This is a genomic window from Xanthomonas arboricola, from assembly GCF_003353015.1.
GTDB lineage: Bacteria > Pseudomonadota > Gammaproteobacteria > Xanthomonadales > Xanthomonadaceae > Xanthomonas > Xanthomonas arboricola_E.
The window spans coordinates 302,189-323,628 of record NZ_QREM01000001.1; the positions used below are offsets into that span (position 1 = coordinate 302,189).

Sequence of the window (21,440 nt, forward strand, 5' to 3'; positions counted from 1 at the left end):
AGATGTGTATAAGAGACAGGCGTCCTGCCCGCCGGCCCGCCGGCAGCGCGGCCGGATGTGGGCACCGGGCCGGCGCAGTGCGCGCCGGGGCTGGCCGGCGCTGCGCCGATGCGTGCCCGGGGCGGTGGAACTACTTGCGCCCGGCTGTGGCGGCAGCGCCTCCCAGGGTGCGCCAGAGGAAGCTGTACATCAGCGCGTCGCTGTGCGCGGCCTGGGCGTTGTCGCCGGGATTGGCGTGGCCGCCCTCGGTGCTCTCGTAGAACACGACGTCCTTGCCGGTATCCAGCATCCTGGCGGCCATCTTGCGTGCATGCGCGGGATGCACGCGATCGTCGCGGGTGGAGGTGAGGATCATCGCGGGTGGATAGGTCCTGTCCGGATCGAACAGGTGATACGGCGAAAAGGTCCGGATGAACGCCCAGTCCGCGGTATCCGGGTTGCCGTACTCGTCCATCCACGAGGCGCCGGCCAACAGGTGGCTGTAGCGGCGCATGTCCAGCAATGGCGCATCGATCACCACCGCCCCGAACAGCTGCGGGTACCGGATGAGCATGTTGCCGGCCATCAGCCCGCCGTTGCTGTCGCCGCGCACGGCCAGCCGGCTGGCGGACGTGACCTTGCGCGCGATCAGGTCCTGCGCGATGGCAGCCATGTCCTCGTAGGCCTTGTGCCGGTTCTGCCTGAGCGCAGCCTGGTGCCAGCGCGGCCCGTATTCGCCGCCGCCACGCATGTTGGAGAGGGCGTAGACCCCGCCCTTCTCCAGCCAGGCCCGTCCCAGCACGCCGGAGTAGGACGGCAGCATCGGGATCTCGAAACCGCCGTAGCCGTAGAGCTGGGTGGGCGCGCTGCCGTCGAACCGCAGCGCTTTCGGGCGGACCAGGAAGTAGGGCACGCGGGTGCCGTCCTTGCTGGTGACGAAGTGTTGCTCGATGACGAACCGGCTGGCATCGAAGAACGCCGGCAAGGCCTTCAGGCGCTCGGGCTGCCGGCCGATCTGCACCAGCGACAGCGTGGTGGGGGTGAGCTCGTCTTCGACCGTCAGCCACACCGCATCGCTGTCGATGTCGTCCACCGCCCAGATCTCCACCGACCCCAGCGTCGGCGCGCCGTTGAAGGCGCTGCGCGTCCAGCCCGTCGCCCCGGGAGTCAGGACGCTCAGTCGCGTCCTGACGTCGTCCAGGACGTTGAGCACCAGGTGCGAGCGTGTCCAGGTGGCGCTGACCAGCGAGGTGCTGTCGGTGGGCGTGAACAGGGCCTGGACGCTGCGCTTGCCCGCCATCAGCTCGTCGAACCGGGTGACCAGCAGCGCGCCGGCCGGGTAGGTGGTGCCGCCCACGGTCCACGGGTCGCGCAATGTCAGCGCGAGCCATTCGCGGTGCAGGCTCTTGATCGCCGAATCGGGCACATCCAGCTTGCGCAGGGCACCGCTGCGCTCGCGCAGGAAAAAGGCAGTCTCGCGGCTGCCCAGTGACTGCTCGACGATGTCGCGCTCGAAGCCGGGTGTCGCATCGTGGTAGGCATGGACGCTGATGTCGGTGCGTTTGCCGGTATAGACCACGCTTGCCGTCTCCAGCGCGGTGCCGCGCTTCCATTGTTTGACGATGCGCGGATAACCCGAATCGGTGGTGCTGCCGGGCCCGAAATCGGTGCTGACATAGACCGTGTCCTGATCGATCCAGGACAGCGAGCCCTTGGCCTCCGGACGCACGAAGCCATCGTCCACCCAGCGCTTGTCGACCAGGTCGAACTCGCGGGTCACGTCGGCATCGGCACCGCCGCGCGAGAGCGTGATCAGGCAGCGGCGGTAGGCCGGGGGCAGGCAGTCGGCGCTCTTGTGCTGCCACGCCCAGTCCTTGCCCTCGCGTCGATTGAGCGCGTCCAGATCCAGCACGGTTTCCCACCTGGGCGATGCCTTGCGGTACTCGGCCGGCGTGGTTCGCCGCCAGATGCCGCGCTTGTGGTGTTCGTCCTGCCAGAAGTTGTAGTAATCGGCGCCGATCTTCTCGGCGTAGGGAATCTTTGCATCCGAGTCCATCACCTGGCGGATGCGCGCTTCCAGCTGCCTGAACTCGGCGGTGTCGGCCAGGCGGGATTCGGTGCGTGCATCCTGCTGCTTCACCCAGTCCAGTGCCCTGCTGCCGGTGACATCTTCCAGCCACAGATAGGGGTCCGGCGTGGCCTTCGCTGCGGCCGGAGCATCCGCCGCGCGGGCAACGGCAATGCCGGAAAGAAACAGCGCGGCGCACAGCATGCTGCGGGCGGAGGTGGGAATCATCGTGCCGACGTCGCCAGAGGGGAGCGACAGCATAGAGGCGGAAAGCGCCTGGAACCGGCGCGGCGAGCAATGTTGAGGAATGCGTTTTCCAGGTACCCGCTTCGCATGGCGTGCGGGGTATCCGCGCCGCAAACCCGGTGCTGCAGATGCAGTCGCCGCCGCGGCAGGTGCCGGCGGCCCGGCGACCTGGCAAACCGCGTCGTGCCAGGCGCAGGCGCATCGCCAGGGCCCTGGACGCTGCGCCATCGCAGGCAGCGCCAACGGCTGTCAGCCGGTCGCCAGTGCGCGTGCGCGCCGGCATCGCGGCGCCGTCATCGTCCGCGGCAGGCCACCGGCAACCGGCGGCGACGCCACTCCACGCGCAGCGACGCGCCAGGCCTTGCGCGCGCCTGGAACCGTCGCCTCAGCGCGCTGCGCGCAGCAGCGCATCCTCGGTGATCGCGCCGGTCAGCACCGTGGGCAGGATCGACGGCGGCGCGCCGGGGCCATAGACCACGTACAGCGGCACGCCGACCGCCTGGTGCTGGTCCAGGAAGGTGCTGATGGCCGGGTCGACATTGGTCCAGTCGCCCTTCATGTACACCGCATCCACGCGGCGCAGGGCATCGCGGAACTCGGCGCTGCTCAGCACGTTCTTCTCGTTGGCCTTGCAGGTCACGCACCAGTCGGCGGTCATGTTGACGAACACCACGCGGTTGTCGGCGCGCAGGCGGTCCAGCAACTGCGGCGAGAACGCGACCACGCCCTCGCTGGCGGCGGTGGCGGCCGGCAGGCGCAGGCGGGTGACGCCGACCACCGGCATGATCGCCAACACCAGCATCACCGCCGCCAGGCGCAAGCCCGGACGGTGGCTGGTCCAGCGGCTGCGTTCGAAGCACCACAGCCCCAGCGCGAGCAGGGTTGCACCCACCAGCATCAGCGCCAGCGCGTCCACGCCGCGCTGCTTGCCCAGCACCCACAACAGCCAGATCGCGGTGAGATACATCGGGAACGCCAGCACCTGCTTGAGCGTTTCCATCCACGGACCGGGCGTGGGCAGGCGCCGCGCCAGCGAGGGAATGAAGCCGATCAGCAGGAACGGCAGCGCCAGGCCCAGGCCCAGCGCCAGGAACACCAGCATCGCCAGCAGCGCCGGGGCGGTGAACGCATACGCCAGGGCGGTGCCCATGAACGGCGCGATGCACGGGCTGGCGACCACGCAGGCCAGCACGCCGGTGAAGAAGTCGCCCAGCGGGCCATTGCGCGAGGCCAGCGACTGGCCGATGCCGCCCAGGTTGCTGCCCAGCGTGAACACCCCCGACAGGCTCAGGCCCACCGCGAACATCAGGTAGGCCAGGGCGGCCACGAACCACGGCTGCTGCAGCTGGAAGCCCCAGCCGGCGGCCTGCCCGGCTGCACGCAGCGCGATCACCAGCCCGCCGATGGCGGCAAAGGACACCAGCACCCCCAGCGAATACCAGATGGCGTGGCTGCGCGCGTGGCTGCGGCTCTCGCCGCTGTGGGCCAGGCCCAGCACCTTCAGCGACAGGATCGGCAGCACGCACGGCATCAGGTTGAGCACCAGCCCACCCAGCAGCGCCAGCGCCAGCATCGCCAGCAGGCCCTTGTCGGTATGCGGCGGCTGGGTGCGTTGCGGGTTGTCCGCCGAGGCGTCGGCGGCTGCGCGCGCAGCGGTCTGCGCCGCCTGGTCGGGGGCCGGCTCGGCCGGCATCTGCCCGGCGGCCAGCGGCGAAATCATCAACGGGGCGGCCTGCGCCTGGTTCTGCGGCGACACCGTGCCGGCAGGCAGCTCCAGCGCCACACGGCGGGTCATCGGCGGGTAGCAGATGCCGTCGGTCTGGCAGCCCTGGAAGGTGGCCACCAGGGTCAGCCGTGCCGGGTCGGGATGCTCGCGCAGCAGCGGCAGGGTCACCTCGGCCTGGTCGAAGTACACCACCACATCGCCGAAGTGCTCGTCGCGGTGGGTCTTGCCCTGCGGCCAGCGCGGCAGGCCGGGACGCACGCCGCTGGTGCCTTCCACCGCCAGCGAGGTGCGGTCGCGGTAGAGGTAATAGCCCGGTGCCGGAGTGAAGCGCAGCAGCAGGCTGTTGCCGTCACCGACGATGGCTTCGAAATTGAATGCCTGCTCGGCCGGCAGCGGCAGCGCGTCCACGCCGGCGGCCTGACCGGTGCTGCCGAACAGCCGCGGGCCTGCCGCTGCGCGCGGCACCAGCGCGCCCAGGTTCTCGCGCTGGGTGGCGCGTGCCGTGGCGCCCGGAGCCGAGGCAGCGGGCAAGCTCACGCGCAGTTCGCGACGTTGCGGCGGATAGCACACGCCGGCGTCGGCGCAGCCCTGGTACTGCACCTGCAGCACCGCGGTCTGCAATCCCGCGTCGGCCTTGCCGGCCAGCCTGGCCTGCAATTGCCGGCGGTAGGTCTGCACCTGGCCGAAGAACTCGTCGTGCTTGCTCTCGCCTTCGGGCAGCGCCAGCTCGCCGGCGGCAAAGCCCTGCCCGGATTTGACGCTGATGCGATGGCGGTACAGGTAATAGCCCGGCGCGATCTTCCACTGCAGCGCGATGCCGTCGCGGCCCTCGGCCTGCGCGCTCAGCGCGAAGGCCTGGTCCACCGGCAGCAGGTCGGCCTCGCTGACCGCCTGCGCGGCAGGTGCCACCAGCGCCAGCGAGGCGGCGAACACGGGGGCGGCCAGCAGCGCGCGGCGGGCGATCCAGCGGAACAGGGACTTCATGGAGGTGAGGATTCCTTAGCGGGTTTCGGCCCGGACCCAATCGAGATAGGCCGGCAGCCCGGCGCTGGCTTGGACCGCGACAGCCTCCGGCAGTTCATACGGATGCAGCGCCCGCAGCCGGGCGATGGCGTCCGGCAGGCGGTCTTCCCAGGTCTTGATCAGCAGCTGCACTTCCTGGCTGCGCTCGATCGCCCCGTTCCAGCGGTACAGCGACTGCGCGCCGGGCAGCTGGGTGACGCAGGCGGCCAGGCGTTCGTCCAGCAGGGCATGGGCGATGCGGTCGGCGCTGTCGGCATCCGGGCAGGTGCTGAGCAACAGGTGGAGGGAAGAAGCGGTCATCGGCCCGGCAGTGTAATCCCCTGCCTGCAAGGGATCGACCGCAGGTTCCGCGACGCGGCATCCATTTCGCCTGCCGGGCCGGCGCCACTGCCCGGCGCGACGGCGGCAGGCGGGCGTTGTCCGGGTCGCCCGGGTGCCGGGCATGCGCCACGCCGCAGGGGCGTCCTGGCCGGGCTGCCGGCCGGTGCCGTGCAGGCGCTGATTGTCCGGCAGGGCTGCAGCAGACCGGCCCGACGCAGTGCGCCGGGCCGGTGTGGCTCAGTTGGCCAGCTGGCAGCTGGCCGGCCTGGCCGAGGTGAACAGGCTCGAGGTCGCCCATTCGGGGTGGTCCACGAACGGGTTGCGGTTGCCCTGGAAGCTGAAGATCACCTGGTTGCGGGCGCGCTCGGCATCGTCCGGCGGGTCGGCCTGGTGCCAGGCCAGCAGCGTGGACAGCAGGCCCATGTAGGCCGGCGAGGCCGAGGTCTGCACGATCCTGCTGCGGTCGTCGGTGAGTTCCAGGTCCGGCTCGGACTGCCCGGTGGCCGCATCAACGCCGCCTTCGTAGCGGATCGCCATGTACATCACCGCACGCGCCATGTCGCCCTTGCGCCTGCCCCACACCTCGAACGTGCCGCTGTTGCCGTCGGGGGTGCGCACCCAGTTGGAATTGCCCGGATAGCGCCCGCTGCCGCCGCCACTGCCGTTGTTGACCTCGGTGACCCGTTCGCCGCAGCTGCCGGTGCAGGCCGCGTAGGGCTTGTTGCCGCGGTCGGCGTTGAAGGCGGTGTCGGTCAGGTACAGCATGTGGGTGTCGGTGTAGGGCGCATACGGCAGGCCCTTGTCGCCGCTGGCGCTGCCGAAGCCCAGCGAATTGGGCCAGGTGTGCTCGCGGTTGTAGGTCAGCCCGCTGCCGGTGCCGGCGCGGTCGCTGCCCTTGGCGTAGCTGCGGTTGCGGTAGGCGTCCAGGATCCGGCCGCTGTTGTTGGGATCCTCGTCGGCCATTTCCAGGATGGTCCAGGTGCTGGTGCCCGAGCCGCTGTACGGGTAGACCGTGTGGCCCTTGATCACGGTGTGCAGCGAGCAGCGCAACTGGCTGGCATTGGCGGTGTTGACCCGCGCGTAGTAGCCGGTGCCGCCGCCGTCGGCGCTGGCCACGGTGAAGGCGATCGACTGGTTGGCCGCCGGGCTCAGCCCGCTGGCATCGCGGATGGCGCTGGCGGTGATCGCCAGGGTGCAGCGCTCGCCACCGACCAGGGCGGTGTTGGTGGACAGGCTGAAGCGGGTGCCGCTGCTCGGGTAGCTCAGCGCCACCGTGCCGGAGCTGGCGCAGCTGAGCGCGAAGGCGCCGCTGCCCAGCGTCACCGCCTCGCTGAAGCCCACGCTCAGGTCGCCTGCGGCGGGGAAGCCGGTCGCGCCCTGGATCGGGGTGGTGCCGGTGATCGTCGGTGCGCCGCCGGTCTCGCCGCCACCGCCGCTGCCGTTGAAGCTCTGGCCGCGGTTGCACGCGCCGAAGGTCTGCGCCGACGAGCCGGCCCAGCTGAAGTTGGCCGCGCTGCTGCCGGTACCGGTCAGTTGCAGCGAGCTGCCGACCGCGCTGCTGTTGCTCTCGCTGACCGGCAGGTTCTGGCTGGTGATGCCGGCGGCGGGGCCGCCGCTGGCGGTGATCGCGCCCTCGTAACTGAGGAACTGCACCAGCTGTCCGTTGGGATCGACCAGCGCCACCCCGTCGTTGGGCCCGTTCTGCACGCCGTTGCTGGCGTAGCCGACCGTGGCGATGCGCACCTGGCTGCCGCAGCTGACCAGGCTGCCGGCCGGCACTGCGGTGTTGGCATAGACGGTGGCCGCACCCGGCGCGCTGCCGTTGTACAGATAGATGCGGTAGCCGCTCAGCGTTTCGCCGGCGGTGGCCACCACTTCCACGCCTTCGCCGCTGTCGCCGGCGGCGCCTGCGTCGTCGTAATGCAGTTCGTTGATGAACACCGCCGCGTGGGCGGTGGGGACGGCCAGCGCGAACGCACAGGCCAGGGGAAGCGTGCAGCTGGGGGACCAGCGCAGGGGGAAGACACGGGCAGGGGACGGCAACCTCATCGACAGCTCCTTGTGATCGGGGAATGCGTGGCCGACTGTAAGACGTGCGCATGACACTCGGTGGAACCTGGTTCCATTTTTAGTGCGGCTGGCCCGGCGACTCTGCTTACCGCTTACCGCCCACCGCCCAGTGCCCAGTGCCCAGTGCCCAGTGCCCAGTGCCCAGTGCCCAGTGCCAGTGCCAGTGCCAGTGCCAGTGCCCAGTGCCCAGTGCCCAGTGCCAGTGCCAGTGCCAGTGCCCAGTGCCAGTGCCAGTGCCCAGTGCCAGTGCCAGTGCCAGTGCCCAGTGCCAGTGCCCAGTGCCCAGTGCCCAGTGCCAGTGCCAGTGGCCGAGCGGCCCGGCGCCAGGCGCCAGGCGCTGCAGGCCGCTGCGCAGTCCGGTTGCAAGCCCGCTCTGTCCGCGGCTACGGAGCCAACCGCTCGCCAGCTCTTGTCCGCTGCCCTGAGGCCCTCGGACTGGACTGCCCGGCGAAAAAATTTTTGCCCCAGCCCTTGAAAGCCGCCCACACAGCACAATCTCTGGCCCGCACCCGCTCTGTCGGGTTTTTTCCGCGCGCTGTGCTGGCAGTCGTCATGCACGAGTGCTAACATCGCCGATAATTTCCAGACCAATCAATCACTTAAGAGGGTCTTTCTCTATGAGCATCAAGCCGCTTCACGACCGCGTTGTAGTCAAGCCGATCGAAGCCGACGAAGTTTCCGCCGGCGGCATCGTGATCCCGGACTCCGCCAAGGAAAAGTCCACCAAGGGTGAAGTCGTCGCCATCGGCGCCGGCAAGCCCCTGGATAACGGCAGCCTGCGCGCGCCGGTGGTCAAGGTCGGCGACAAGGTCATCTACGGCCAGTACGCCGGCAGCAGCTACAAGTCCGAAGGCGTCGAGTACAAGGTGCTGCGCGAAGACGACATCCTGGCCGTCATCGGCTAAAGCCGTTGCCGGCGGGATTCGGGAGTGGGGATTCGGGATTGGCCACTGCGCTTGGCGCAGCTGATCCCGCATCTCCCCCGAACCCCGCTCTAGCCAATCCCCAATCCCCAATCTCAAATTCCGGAGTTACAACAAATGGCTGCTAAAGACATTCGTTTCGGTGAAGACGCACGTACCCGCATGGTCCGTGGCGTCAACGTGCTTGCCAATGCCGTCAAGGCCACCCTGGGCCCGAAGGGCCGCAACGTCGTGCTCGAGAAGAGCTTCGGCGCGCCGACCATCACCAAGGACGGCGTCTCCGTCGCCAAGGAAATCGAACTGGCTGACAAGTTCGAGAACATGGGCGCGCAGATGGTCAAGGAAGTCGCTTCCAAGACCAACGACAACGCCGGCGACGGCACCACCACCGCCACCGTGCTCGCCCAGGCCCTGATCCGCGAAGGCGCCAAGGCCGTGGCTGCCGGCATGAACCCGATGGACCTCAAGCGCGGTATCGACCAGGCCGTCAAGGCTGCCGTCGTCGAGCTGAAGAACATCTCCAAGCCCACCACCGACGACAAGGCGATTGCCCAGGTCGGCACCATCTCGGCCAACTCGGACGAGTCGATCGGCAACATCATTGCCGAAGCGATGCAGAAGGTCGGCAAGGAAGGCGTGATCACCGTTGAAGAAGGCTCGGGCCTGGAAAACGAGCTGGACGTGGTCGAGGGCATGCAGTTCGATCGCGGCTACCTCTCCCCGTACTTCATCAACAACCAGCAGAGCCAGTCGGCCGACCTGGACGACCCGTTCATCCTGCTGCACGACAAGAAGATCTCCAACGTGCGTGACCTGCTGCCCGTGCTGGAAGGCGTGGCCAAGGCCGGCAAGCCGCTGCTGATCGTCGCCGAAGAAGTCGAAGGCGAAGCGCTGGCGACCCTGGTGGTCAACACCATCCGTGGCATCGTCAAGGTCGTGGCCGTCAAGGCACCGGGCTTCGGCGATCGTCGCAAGGCGATGCTGGAAGACATGGCCGTGCTGACCGGCGGCACCGTGATCTCCGAGGAAGTGGGTCTGGCGCTTGAGAAGGCGACCATCAAGGACCTGGGCCGTGCCAAGAAGGTGCAGGTCTCCAAGGAGAACACCACCATCATCGACGGTGCTGGCGATTCGGCCGCGATCGAGTCGCGCGTCGGCCAGATCAAGACCCAGATCGAAGACACCTCGTCCGATTACGACCGCGAGAAGCTGCAGGAACGTGTGGCCAAGCTCGCCGGCGGTGTTGCCGTGATCAAGGTCGGCGCCTCGACCGAAATCGAAATGAAGGAAAAGAAGGCACGCGTCGAAGACGCCCTGCACGCCACCCGTGCAGCCGTCGAAGAAGGCGTGGTCCCGGGCGGCGGCGTGGCCCTGGTGCGTGCGCTGGTGGCCGTCGGCAACCTGACCGGTGCCAACGAAGACCAGACCCACGGCATCCAGATCGCCCTGCGCGCGATGGAAGCCCCGCTGCGCGAAATCGTGGCCAACGCCGGCGAAGAGCCGTCCGTGATCCTGAACAAGGTCAAGGAAGGCACCGGCAACTACGGCTACAACGCGGCCAACGGCGAGTTCGGCGACATGGTCGAATTCGGCATCCTGGATCCGACCAAGGTCACCCGTTCGGCACTGCAGAACGCCGCCTCGATCGCCGGCCTGATGATCACCACCGAAGCCATGGTGGCCGATGCACCGAAGAAGGACGAGCCGGCGATGCCGGCCGGCGGTGGCATGGGCGGCATGGGCGGCATGGATTTCTGATCCAGCCCCATCGGTTGTTGCATCAAAAAAAGGACCCCGCCGCAAGGCGGGGTTTTTTTGTGGCCGACGAGCCGGATGGCGCAGGACGCGATCGCCCGGATGATCGGCACCGAAGCAGGTGGCCGACGCACGCATTCCACAGGTCATGCAATCCGCACGCCCCGTACCCGGACCGTGTCGAACCCCGCGCACGCACGGCCACGCAACCCCATGACCCCGTAGGAGCGCACCTGGGCGCGAAGAGGCGTTACCGGTAACGCCCCAATCGCGCCCGGGTGCGCTCCTACGCAGCGTCGATGCGGCACCGGCCCGCGCACGCAGAGTCGATGTGGCACCGGCCCGCGCAAGCGGCTCGCGGCGCGGACGGTGTCGAACTCCGCGCACGCACGGCCACGCAACCCCATGACCCCGTAGGAGCGNGGCTTTACCGGTAACGCCCCAATCGCGCCCGGGTCCGCTCCTACGCAGCGTCGATGCGGCACCGGCCCGCGCACGCAGAGTCGATGTGGCACCGGCCCGCGCAAGCGGCTCGCGGCGCGGACGGTGTCGAACTCCGCGCACGCACGGCCACGCAACCCCATGACCCCGTAGGAGCGCACCCGGGCGCGAAGAGGCTTTACCGGTGACGCCCCAATCGCGCCCAGGTGCGCTCCTACGCAGGGTCGATGCGGCATCAGCCCGCGCACGCAGAGTCGATGCGGCACCGGCCCGCGCAAGCGGCTCGCGGCGCGGACGGTGTCGAACTCCGCGCACGCACGGCCACGCAACCCCATGACCCCGTAGGAGCGNAGAGTCGATGCGGCACCGGCCCGCGCAAGCGGCTCGCGGCGCGGACGGTGTCGAACTCCGCGCACGCACGGCCACGCAACCCCATGACCCCGTAGGAGCGCACCTGGGCGCGAGAGGCTTTACCGGTAACGCCCCAATCGCGCCCGGGTGCGCTCCTACGCAGGGTCGATGCGGCACCGGCCAGCGCAAGCGGCTCGCGGCGCGGACGGTGTCGAACTCCACGCACGCACGGCCACGCAACCCCCATGACCCCGTAGGAGCGCACCTGGGCGCGAAGAGGCTTCACCGGTAACGCCCCGGTCGCGCCCGGGTGCGCTCCTACGCAGGGTCGATGCGGCATCGGCGCGCGCAAGCAGCTCGCGGCGCGGACGGTGTCGAACTCCGCGCACGCACGGCCGCGCAACCCCATGACCCCGTAGGAGCGCACCTGGGCGCGAAGAGGCTTTACCGGCAACGCCCCAATCGCGCCCAGGTGCGCTCCTACGCAGGGTCGACGCGGCACCGGCGCGCGCAAGCAGGGTCGATGCGGCACCGGCGCGCGCAAGCGGCTCGCGGCGCGGACGGTGTCGAACTCCGCGCATGCATGGCCAGGCAAGCCCATGACCCCGTAGGAGCGCACCTGGGCGCGAAGAGGCTTCACCGGTAACGCCCCAGTCGCGCCCGGGTGCGCTCCTACGCAGCGTCGATGCGGCATCGGCGCGCGCAAGCGGTTCGCGGCCCCAAGCGTGTGCACCATCGCAAAACCGCGCAGATCGCGACATCAATCACATTTGCGTGACAGTGTGTTGACATCGATGTCAACGCCATCCTAGCGTCGCTGGGCAGGCGCTTGCGCCGAACGGTCGGGGGGCCATCGGACAGGGGGCGGCGATGCGGTGCATCGCTCGCAGGCGTCGTTGCAGTGGAACGCCATGCCGGCCATGCCGGCCTCTCCCGGGGATCTTATGAACTGCCGCAGCCATCGCCTTGCCTTGTCGATTTCCTTGTCCCTTGCCCTGACCGCCGCGGTCGCACCGTCGGCCGCTGCCCAGCAGGCCGAAGCGGATCAACCGCGTGCCACCTCCACCCTGGACGCGGTCAGCGTGACCGGCTCGCGCATCAAGCGCGCGCAGGTCGAAGGCGCGCAACCGGTGGTCACCATTTCCGCGCAGCAGATCCAGCAGGAAGGGTTTGCCACCGTCTACGACGTGCTCAACAGCATGAACCAGCAGGGCTCGGTGGAAGCCGATACGCAGTGGGGCTCGCACACGCCCAACGCCTCGCCGATCAACCTGCGCGACCTCGGGCCGGGCCGCACGCTGCTGCTGGTCAATAGTCGCCGCGTGGCCGATTACCCGCTGCCCTACGGTGGCGAAAGCAATTTCTCCAACTACAGCAACATCCCCGCCGCCGCGGTGGAGCGCATCGATATCCTCACCGGCGGCGCCTCGGCGATCTATGGCTCGGACGCGGTGGCCGGCGTGATCAACGTCATCCTCAAGCGCGATTACCAGGGCGACCAGCTGCGCCTGCGTGGCGGCACCGCCACCGAAGGCGGCCGCGACAGTTTCGACGTGTCCTGGGCCGGCGGGCGCACCGGCGAGAACTGGAGCGTGACCTACGCGCTGCAGGCCACCCGGCGCGATCCGCTGAGCGGGCGCGATCGCCCGCAGATGGACGATTCGGACGACATGTCCTATTCCAACTGGACCGGGCAGAACCGCCGCTACGGCTTCAATCCGTTCACCGGGCTGAGCCTGGTCGATGCCGACACCAATGAACGCCTGGCGCCGCCGCCCGGCACCTGCGCGCGCTTCGGCGGCGAGTTCATCGACGGCCAGCGCCTGAGCTACAACCAGAACACCGGCGAGCTCACCGATGCCGGCAGTTACTGCGGCATGGCGCGCGATTACGGCGACTGGGGCCTGGTCACCGGCAGCGAGGATTATTCGGCGTACCTGTACGGCACCTGGAAATTCGGCGAGCACACCGAAGCCTGGGCCACGCTGTCGGCCAACCGCAGCATCGGGCGCTGGACCTACGACCCGCCGTATGTGCTGCTCGGGCCGTTCCAGGATGCCCGCACCGGGCGGTCGTTGAATGCCATCCGCCAGCTCACCCGCCGCGAAGCCGGCGGCTGGGACCGGCTGGCCAACTACAACAAGGAGCAGTCCTGGGACCTGGGTGCCGGACTGCGCGGGGTATGGGCCGACCGCTTCGACTGGGAGCTGAGCGTGGGCCGTTCGCGCTACACCGTGGACGAATACATCCGCACCGTGGATACCGCGCGCGCCACCGACTACTTTCTCGGCAGCCCGCTCGGCACCGGCGCCGATGGCAACCCGATCCACGCGGTCAACGAGGCGCGCTGGTACGCGCCGTTGTCCGGCGACGAGTACGACGAGCTGGTCGCCAAGTCGCATAATTCGGCGTATTCGTGGGTGAATCAGGCCACTTTCAGCCTCAGCGGCGATGTGGTGCAGGGCTGGGCCGGGCCGATCCGCTTCGCCACCGTGGCCGAGGTCGCCAAGCAGGGCTACCAGTTGTCGCCGGACCCCTGCGCCAACGAATGCTATCCGGTGGACGTGGTCGACAGCGGCGGCGGCGAGCGCCTGCGCAGCTCGGCCGGGCTGGAATTCCAGATCCCGCTGCTGTCCACGCTCAGCGCCAATGTCGCCGGCCGCTACGACCGCTACAGCAACTACCGCTCGTCCGCGGCCATCCAGACCGAGGTAGGCGAACAGAGCGACACTACCTGGAGCGCCGGCCTGGAATGGCGGCCGGTGGAGAGCCTGCTGGTGCGCAGCACGCTGGCCACCAGTTTCCGCGCGCCGGACATGCACTACGTGCTCGGCGAACCCAGCTCCACCAACCAGACCGTGATCGACCAGTACCGCTGCATCACCTCCGGCGCGTACCAGACCGGCGGCTGCAACGACGAGAACGGCAACATCTTCTACACCGTGGACGTGAACCGTCGCGGCACCCCGGATCTGCGCTCGGAAACCGGTCGCTCGTTCACCGGCGGGGTGGTGTGGGACATCGTGCAGGGGCTGTCGCTGAGCGTGGATTACTACCGCATCCAGCTGGAGGAAATGATCAAGGACCTGGACCGCGACGAGATCCTGTCGGCCGAAGCCGGCTGCCGCACCGGCACCACCATCAGCGGCGGCGCCTGGAACAATCCCGGCGGCGCCGGCTATTGCGACACCATCACCTCGCGCGTGACGCGCAACGCCGACGGCACCATCGCCAGCATCGAGCGCGGCCCGATCAACCTGGCGCAGATGGAAACCTCCGGCATCGACGCCGCGCTGAAATACCGGCTCGCCACCGCCGGCTGGGGCAACTTCCAGTTGTCGCTGGATTACAACAATCTGCTCGCCTACCGCGAACAGATCTACCGCACCGACAGCGACGAGAACCGCCGCGACGAACGCGTGCGCAGCCGGGTGCGTGGCAGCGTGCACTGGGACAACGGCGGCGCCTGGGACTGGACGGTGTACTTCCGCCGGCTCGGCTCGATGCGCGCGGTCAACTGGGGCACCTGCGCCCGTTTCGACGATGGCTACCAGCCCAGCGCCTCGGACCAATGCCTGGTCACCGACACCGGCAACGTCAACCTGGGCCAGACCAGCAAGCGCTACTTCGGCCGTGTCGGCCCGGCGATCTACTGGAACCTCAGCGCCGGCTACAGGATCACCGACCACGCCAAGGTCAACTTCTACGTCAACAACGTGTTCAACGAAGTGGGCTACGAGAACAAGGAGCGCTTCTACGGCTACGGGTTCTACAACACCACCTTGTTCAACCCGATCGGCCGCGAAGTGGCGGCGGAATATGTGTTCACCTTCTGATTGAGCGTGGCGGCCGCACCACACGTCACGGCATGGCGCCGTGGCGTGTGGTGCAGGCAAAGACGGGCGCGCCGTTTGTCTTCCGCCCTGCAGCAGGTGGGGTTGCGTGGTTGCCGACGATGGTCGATACGAGATTTTTTTGCCGCAGGGCCTGGCTGGATCTTGGCATCGCGGGAGTTAGCGCTACTTGTCGCTGGGTACGTTGTCCGAGTACGCAGTGCAGTGACCCCACATCGAAGCCGGCGCTGGTGGAAGCCATGTAAGGGAGAGAGGGCTGGTCGGGTGTACCGCGCCCAGGCCCGAATTCCGCGGAGGTGCTGATCGATTGTTCGCATCGTCATGATCGGCCGTGCTTATGCCTGCGGCGTATCGGCGTTGCATCCCTGCGCAGCTTGCGTCTGAGACGCCGCAATTGCAGGGGTTTGGAAGCGATAAGGTGCGGGTCAGGCCATCGACCCGGATGGCGCCGGCAGCGCACTTCAGCGTTCCGTTGCCGATGAAACAGTGGCAGCGGCGAAACGTGCGTGGTATCAATGCACCCAATGAACGCACCCCGCAGCCAGTTTTACTTTTGGTACTACGGTTTTCCGATGCCGCTGGCGGAGGACGGATTGCGCTCACCCTGAAGAAATCTTCAGCAGCATTCCCGAAAAGCCGCCAGCGCACACTGGCGGCTTTTTTGTTGCCGCCGCGCCTGGCTCCCTGATGCAACACCGCCCACCGAGACACTGTTATGCCGCCTGTGACCGATGACCTGCGTATCCGCAAGATCGAAGCCCTTGCCCCGCCTTCGCAGCTGCTGTCGCTGCTGCCCTGCGACGAGCGCGCCTCCGAAACCGTGACCAACTCGCGTGCCGCACTGCACGCCATCCTGCATGGCCACGACGACCGCCTGGCGGTGGTGATCGGGCCCTGCTCGATCCACGATCCGGTCGCGGCGATCGAGTACGCGCAGCGTCTGCGCCCGCTGCGCGAGCAGCTCGGCGATGCGCTGGAAATCGTGATGCGGGTGTACTTCGAAAAGCCGCGCACCACCATCGGCTGGAAGGGCCTGATCAACGATCCGGACCTGGATGGCAGCTTCCAGATCAACAAGGGCCTGCGGGTGGCGCGCGGTCTGCTGCGCGACATCAACAACCTCGGCCTGCCGGCCGGCGTGGAATTTCTCGACATCATCTCGCCGCAGTACATCGCCGACCTGGTGGCCTGGGGCGCAATCGGCGCGCGCACCACCGAAAGCCAGGTGCACCGCGAAATGGCCTCCGGCCTGTCGTGCCCGGTGGGCTTCAAGAACGGCACCGGCGGCGACGTCAAGATTGCGGTGGACGCGGTGGGCGCGGCCTCGCACCCGCATCATTTCCTGGCCGTCACCAAGGATGGCCACACCGCGGTGGCCGCGACGGCGGGCAACCCGGATTGCCATGTGATCCTGCGCGGCGGCAAGGTGCCCAACTTCGACGCGGCCAGTGTGGAAGCGGCCAGCCAGGTGCTGAATAAATCCGGCTTGCCGGCGCGCCTGATGATCGATGCCAGCCATGCCAACAGCGGCAAGAATCCCGAGAACCAGCCCAAGGTCATCGACGATATCGCCACGCAGCTGGAAGGCGGCGAGACGCGCATCGTCGGCGTCATGGTGGAGAGCCACCTGGTCGGCGGACGCCAGGAGCTGGTGCCTGGCTGCGCACTTACCTACGGCCAGAGCATCACCGACGGCTGCCTGGACTGGGACGCCTCGGTACAGGTGCTGGAGCGCCTGGCGACGGCGGTGCGTGCGCGGCGTGCCAGGCGGGTTGCCGAAGCGGCGTGATCGTCGGGCAGCCGGGTGAGACGACGCGGCGCTGCGCGCCACCTTCTCCCGCAGGGAGAAGGGATAAGCCCCGCTCCCTCCCGCGCGCCAGGGCAAGCTTGCGCGTCACTGGCGCGCGTGCCCTGCGCGCCCGCGCTGCCAGCGCGGACCGGGGCACGGGGGCTGGGACGAGGGGACGGGACGGCAGAAGACAGCCAACTGCGAGCGCTGCACTGCAAGACAGCAACAACAGCAAAAACAACAACAGCAAAAACAACAGCAGCAACAGCAGCANCAGCAACAGCAGCAGCAACAACAGCAGCAACAGCAGCAACAGCAGCAACAGCAGCAACAGCAACAGCAGCAACAGTAATGCTTTTACGCATTGTCACGACGTGGCTGTTGTGTAGCGCGACCAGCCACGGCGTCCGGGCTGAAATCCGTCACAACCGCAGCGCTGCTGATTGCCTAAGGCAGACCACCATCCAGCATCGAAGTGCGTCCAACGCACCCATCGCGCCGCAGCGATGGACTACAACGCCGAACGCCGAACGCCGAACGCCGAACTCCCGACTCCCGACTCCCGACTCCCGACTCCCGACTCCCGATTCCCGATTCCCGATTCCCGATTCCCAATTCCCAATTCCCGATTCCCGATTCCCGATTCCCGATTCCCGATTCCCAATTCCCAATTCCCAATTCCCAATTCCCGATTCCCGATTCCCGATTCACCCCAACATCTTCCCCGTCTCCAACCAGCGCTGATGCCACGACAGCGCCTCGGTCAGCAGATGCGGGGTGTGCTTGCCATAGCTGTCGCGATTGGCGCGCGCCACGTAATCTTCCAGCGCATCGCGGTAGCGCGGGTGCACGCAGTGGTCGAGCAACTGGCGTGCGCGCTGCTTGGGCGTGAGGCCGCGCAGATCGGCCAGGCCCTGTTCGGTGACGATCACCGAGACGTCGTGTTCGGTGTGGTCGACATGGCTGACCATCGGCACGATCGACGAGATGCTGCCGGCCTTGGCGATGCTGGGGCTCAGGAAGATCGACAGGAAGCCGTTGCGCGCGAAGTCGCCGGAGCCACCGATGCCGTTCATGATGCGGCTGCCCATCACGTGGGTGGAATTGACGTTGCCGTACAGGTCGGCCTCGATCATGCCGTTCATGCCGATGCAGCCGAGCCGGCGCACCAGCTCCGGGTGATTGGAAATCTCCTGCGTGCGCATGATGATGCGCTGCCGGTAGAAATCGATGTTGCGCTTGAATTCCTCGTTGCCCTCCGGGCTGAGCGCAAAACCGGTGCACGAGGCGTAGCGCAGCACGCCATCGCGCAGCAGCGCCAGCATGCCGTCCTGGATCACCTCGGTGAAGGCCTCCAGGTCGCGGAAACCGCTGCGTGCAAGCCCCGCCAGCACCGCATTGGGAATATTGCCCACGCCCGATTGCAGCGGCAGCAGGCTGGCCGGTAGCCGGCCCTTGCCCACTTCATGGCGCAGGAACGCGATCAGGTGTTCGGCGATGCGTTCGCTGCTTTCATCGGCCGCGGCGAACGGGCTGTTGCGGTCCGGGCCATGCGTGCGCACCACTGCCACGATCTTGTCCGGATCGCAGCGCAGGCTGGGCTCGCCGATGCGGTCGTCGCCGTGGATCAACGGAATCGGCTTGCGCTGCGGTGGCAGCGCGGTGCCGTAGTAGACATCGTGCATGCCGTCCAGGCCGGCCGGCTGCCAGTCGTTGACCTCGATGATCACCTTGCTGGCCAGGTCCAGCCAGGTCTTGTTGTTGCCGATCGAGGTGGACGGCACCAGGCTGCCGTCGGCGCGGATCGCCGAGACCTCCACCACGGCGGTGTCGATCTGCCCGTAGAAGCCGAACCAGACATGCTGGGCGACGTGGCTGAGATGGATGTCGATATAGTCCAGCGTGCCGGCGTTGATGCGCTGGCGCGCGTCCGGGTCGGACTGGAACGGCATGCGCATGGCGATGCCGTCGGCCTTGGCCAGCGCGCCGTCCAGTTCCGGCGCGGTGGAGGCGCCGGTCATCAGCTTGATCTGGAACGGTTGGCCCTGCAGATGCGCCGCTTCGATGCGCTGCGCCAGCGCCATCGGCACCGCCTTGGGGTAACCGGAGCCGGTGAAGCCGCTCATCGCCACGGTTTCGCCGGGCTGGATCAATGCGGCAGCGGCCTCGGCAGTAACCAGGCGCTCGCGCAGCGGCGCGTACAGGATGCGTTCGTCGGACATGGGCGGCATAGCAAGACAGGGGAACTGCCATTATCGCCGCTGCCTGCGTCGGCCGCGCTGCGACCATGGTGCAATGCGGGTGCGTGGCCACTGCGCACGCACGAGCGAAGCGAGCTGTTGCGTGGCTGGCCAGGGCGCGCAACGCATGCAGGGCTTCATCCACTTTTGTTGCCACATCTGCCGCTGGCGTCGCCGCAGGCATGCGGACAGCGGCCCTCGCGTGCCGGCAAGCCGTGCAGGGCACCAGCTGTGCTGCGGCGCTGACCGCCGAGGCAGCGCCAGCTGCCATGCAACGGCTGCGAGGACGCGCCAACCGGTCCACGTTCACGCCTCGCCGCCAGCGCAACCGCGATAGTGGCGGCAGACTCGACTTGTGCCTGCGCCCATGCCCTCTCTTCGCGACCGCTTCCAGCGCTGGCCCCGGCCATGGCGCATCGCAGTGGTCGTGCTGGTGGCGCTGTATGCGCTGTATCTGCTGGCCGGCAACCTGTTTCTCAACACGCCGCTGTTCGATGCCGTCACCAATCGGCAGCCGCTTAAATTCACCATGCAGACCGGCCCGGCACTGACCCTGTTTCCGGGCCAGGTGATGGCCTGGAACGTGCGCATGCGCGGGCAGGCCAACCGCACCGTGTACGTGTTTCATGCCGATCGCGCCAATGCGCGCGTGGCCTTGCTGGCGCTGCTGCGACGCGAGGTGCGCCTGCCGTGGCTGCACGCCACCGGCCTGAGCGCGGAGGTGGAAACCTCCGACACCCCGATTCCGCCACCGCCACGCGGCGACCAGGGCTGGACGCTGCGCTTCGATGCGATCACCAGCAACAGCATCCGTAGCGCGCGCATGGGCAAGCTGCTGATCGCCGGGCAGGGCCAGGGCAGCGTCGGTTTCCTCAAGCAGCTCAAGGGTGGCCCGTCCGAGCTGTTTCCCTCGCATGCAGGCTTCAGCGATGCGGTGGTCAGCTACGACGGGGTGCAGGTGTTCAATGGCGCGCAGCTGGATGCGCAATTCCAGTTTCCGCGCCACTACCGCGATGAAGCGCCGGGCCTGCGCAAGCTCGGCATCACCCAGGCGCGGCTGCAGCTGAAGGCCGCCACGGTGGCGTTGAAGATCGATACCGGCGCGCCGCACGTGGACATCCGCAGCGGGGCATCGGCGGCGCGGGTGGAGGCCGACATCACCCTGGACGGCGGCGCCTTGCAGCCGGGCAGCCACGCAGTATGGCGCCTGCCATTGATGGCCGGCGTCGGCGCGACCGACCGCGGCATGCTGGCGCTGCAGCTGGACGTGGCGCGCGACATCCGCGTGCAGGCACGGCTGCCGCGCGACGCAAGGACCGGCAGCGAGCTGCAGGCCGATCTGCACGTTGCCGGACGCAGCATCCCCTTCCAGGATCCTGCGCAGCTGCTGCCGCGCCTGTCCGGGCAGGTGCGTGGGCGCTGGCAGTTCGAATCGCTGAACTGGATTGCCGAGCTGTTCGTGCGCAAGCCCTGGTTCCAGCTCGAAGGCGGTGGCCTGGTCGAGGCCGACCTGCGCCTGGCGCAAGGCCGGCTCGCCAGCGGCAGCAGCCTGGAGATTCCGCGGGTGGAGGCGGTGGCGCAGGTGTTCGACACGCGGCTGGCCGGTATCGCCAAGGCGCATGGGCGCATCGACGATGCCGCCACGCCGCAGGCGCATCTGGACGTGAGCATCCCTACCTTCAAGGCCGCACCGCGCGCTGCGCCCAAACAGATCCTGCTGGACGGCCGCGATCTGCAGCTGGCCATGCATGGCGACGCCGAACTGGCGCGCCTGCGCGACACGCTCAAGGCGCAGCTGCGTTTCAGCGATGCCCGCGTGCCCGATCTCACCGTCTACAACCGCTACCTGCCGGGCAACAACGTGCGCCTGCTCGGCGGCAGCGGCAGCCTGACCGGCGATGTGGCGCTCAATGCCGCCGGCGATGTGGGCAGCGGCCACGCCAACCTGCGCGGGCAGGGCGCGCATCTGGCGCTGGCCGGCTTGCAGATGCGCGGCGATGCCGAATTGCAGGCGCAGCTGCAGCGTGCCGACTTCAAGAACAAGGTCTTCGACCTCAGCGGGACGCGCGTGCGCCTGCGCAACATGCGGGTGGGCGATGGCAGCACGGATGCCAACTGGTGGGGGCAGATGCAGGTCGGTGCCGGCACCATCCAGGCCAGCGCACCGTTCCAGGTGGATGCCGACGCGGCGATCCGCATGCGCGACATCGCGCCGCTGCTGTCGGTGTTTGCGCAACGCGCCGACTACCCGCGTTGGGTATTGGGCCTGCTGGATTCGGGCGAACTCGACGCCACCGGCAGGGTGCGTTGGCGCAAGCAGCAATTGCTGATCGACGACCTGCATGCGGAGAATGCACGCCTGTCGCTGCGTGCGCGGCTGGCCTTGAACAACGAGCAGCGCCGCGGCGACCTGTATCTGCGCTGGGGCGTGCTGGGCGCGGGGATCGAACTCGATGGCAAGCAGCGCCAGTGGCATCTGGCCGGTGCACGCGAATGGTACGACGCGCAGCCGGGATTGCTGCCGGCGGTGTCGAAGGCGAAGTAAGCGGCTCGTTGTCTGAGGCTTGTGTATTGCGGCCAGCTTTGCCCTCTTCGAAGAGGCTGTGCGCGCACTGCCGGGCGTGTAGGACATCGACTGCACACCGGGCACCTGC

The 21,440-nt window shown here is 68.0% G+C and carries 11 protein-coding genes; 6 read left to right on the forward strand and 5 right to left on the reverse strand.

Translation table 11 applies throughout. The features are described 5' to 3' along the window. Positions 1 to 130: 130 nt before the first annotated feature. The 4 genes from C0541_RS01430 to C0541_RS01445 form a co-directional block, all read right to left on the reverse strand. Complete coding sequence (locus C0541_RS01430) at positions 131 to 2,275, reverse strand: prolyl oligopeptidase family serine peptidase (RefSeq protein ID WP_238601233.1); 2,145 nt, start codon at positions 2,273 to 2,275, stop codon at positions 131 to 133. A 403-nt stretch (positions 2,276 to 2,678) separates the two neighbouring features. Beyond that, positions 2,679 to 5,003, reverse strand: coding sequence for a protein-disulfide reductase DsbD family protein (locus C0541_RS01435; protein WP_115045370.1), 2,325 nt, complete (start codon positions 5,001 to 5,003; stop codon positions 2,679 to 2,681). A gap of 15 nt (positions 5,004 to 5,018) precedes the next feature. Continuing rightward, positions 5,019 to 5,342 carry a divalent-cation tolerance protein CutA gene (cutA, locus tag C0541_RS01440; RefSeq protein ID WP_115045371.1) on the reverse strand — a complete coding sequence of 108 codons (324 nt, stop codon included), beginning with the start codon at positions 5,340 to 5,342 and terminating at the stop codon, positions 5,019 to 5,021. Positions 5,343 to 5,600: 258 nt separating this feature from the next. Next, a complete protein-coding gene (locus C0541_RS01445; protein ID WP_115045372.1) occupies positions 5,601 to 7,412 on the reverse strand; it encodes an endonuclease in 1,812 nt (603 codons plus the stop codon). Positions 7,413 to 8,050: 638 nt separating this feature from the next. Here C0541_RS01445 and C0541_RS01455 point away from each other — a divergent pair. The 5 genes from C0541_RS01455 (at position 8,051) to C0541_RS01470 (ending at position 16,546) form a co-directional block, all read left to right on the forward strand. Continuing rightward, complete coding sequence (locus C0541_RS01455; protein WP_003483210.1) at positions 8,051 to 8,338, forward strand: co-chaperone GroES; 288 nt, start codon at positions 8,051 to 8,053, stop codon at positions 8,336 to 8,338. Between the two features lie 135 nt (positions 8,339 to 8,473). Further along, positions 8,474 to 10,114, forward strand: a complete 1,641-nt coding sequence (gene groL / locus C0541_RS01460; RefSeq protein WP_115045374.1) for a chaperonin GroEL — start codon at positions 8,474 to 8,476, stop codon at positions 10,112 to 10,114. A 1,733-nt stretch (positions 10,115 to 11,847) separates the two neighbouring features. Beyond that, a complete protein-coding gene (locus tag C0541_RS01465; protein WP_115045375.1) occupies positions 11,848 to 14,739 on the forward strand; it encodes a TonB-dependent receptor plug domain-containing protein in 2,892 nt (963 codons plus the stop codon). A gap of 496 nt (positions 14,740 to 15,235) precedes the next feature. Next, complete coding sequence (locus C0541_RS20585) at positions 15,236 to 15,445, forward strand: hypothetical protein (protein WP_153064935.1); 210 nt, start codon at positions 15,236 to 15,238, stop codon at positions 15,443 to 15,445. Positions 15,446 to 15,472: 27 nt separating this feature from the next. Next, the gene (locus C0541_RS01470; protein WP_115045376.1) at positions 15,473 to 16,546 is read left to right on the forward strand and encodes a 3-deoxy-7-phosphoheptulonate synthase; all 1,074 of its coding nucleotides are present in this window, start codon (positions 15,473 to 15,475) and stop codon (positions 16,544 to 16,546) included. A gap of 707 nt (positions 16,547 to 17,253) precedes the next feature. Here the strand turns inward: C0541_RS01470 and C0541_RS01485 are convergent. Beyond that, entirely contained in the window at positions 17,254 to 18,768 is a 1,515-nt protein-coding gene (locus tag C0541_RS01485) for an acetyl-CoA hydrolase/transferase family protein (RefSeq protein ID WP_115045379.1), read from the reverse strand. Positions 18,769 to 19,153: 385 nt separating this feature from the next. Here C0541_RS01485 and C0541_RS01490 point away from each other — a divergent pair, with 385 nt between their 5' ends. Next, positions 19,154 to 21,331, forward strand: a complete 2,178-nt coding sequence (locus C0541_RS01490; protein WP_115045380.1) for a hypothetical protein — start codon at positions 19,154 to 19,156, stop codon at positions 21,329 to 21,331. The last annotated feature ends 109 nt before the right edge of the window (positions 21,332 to 21,440 follow it).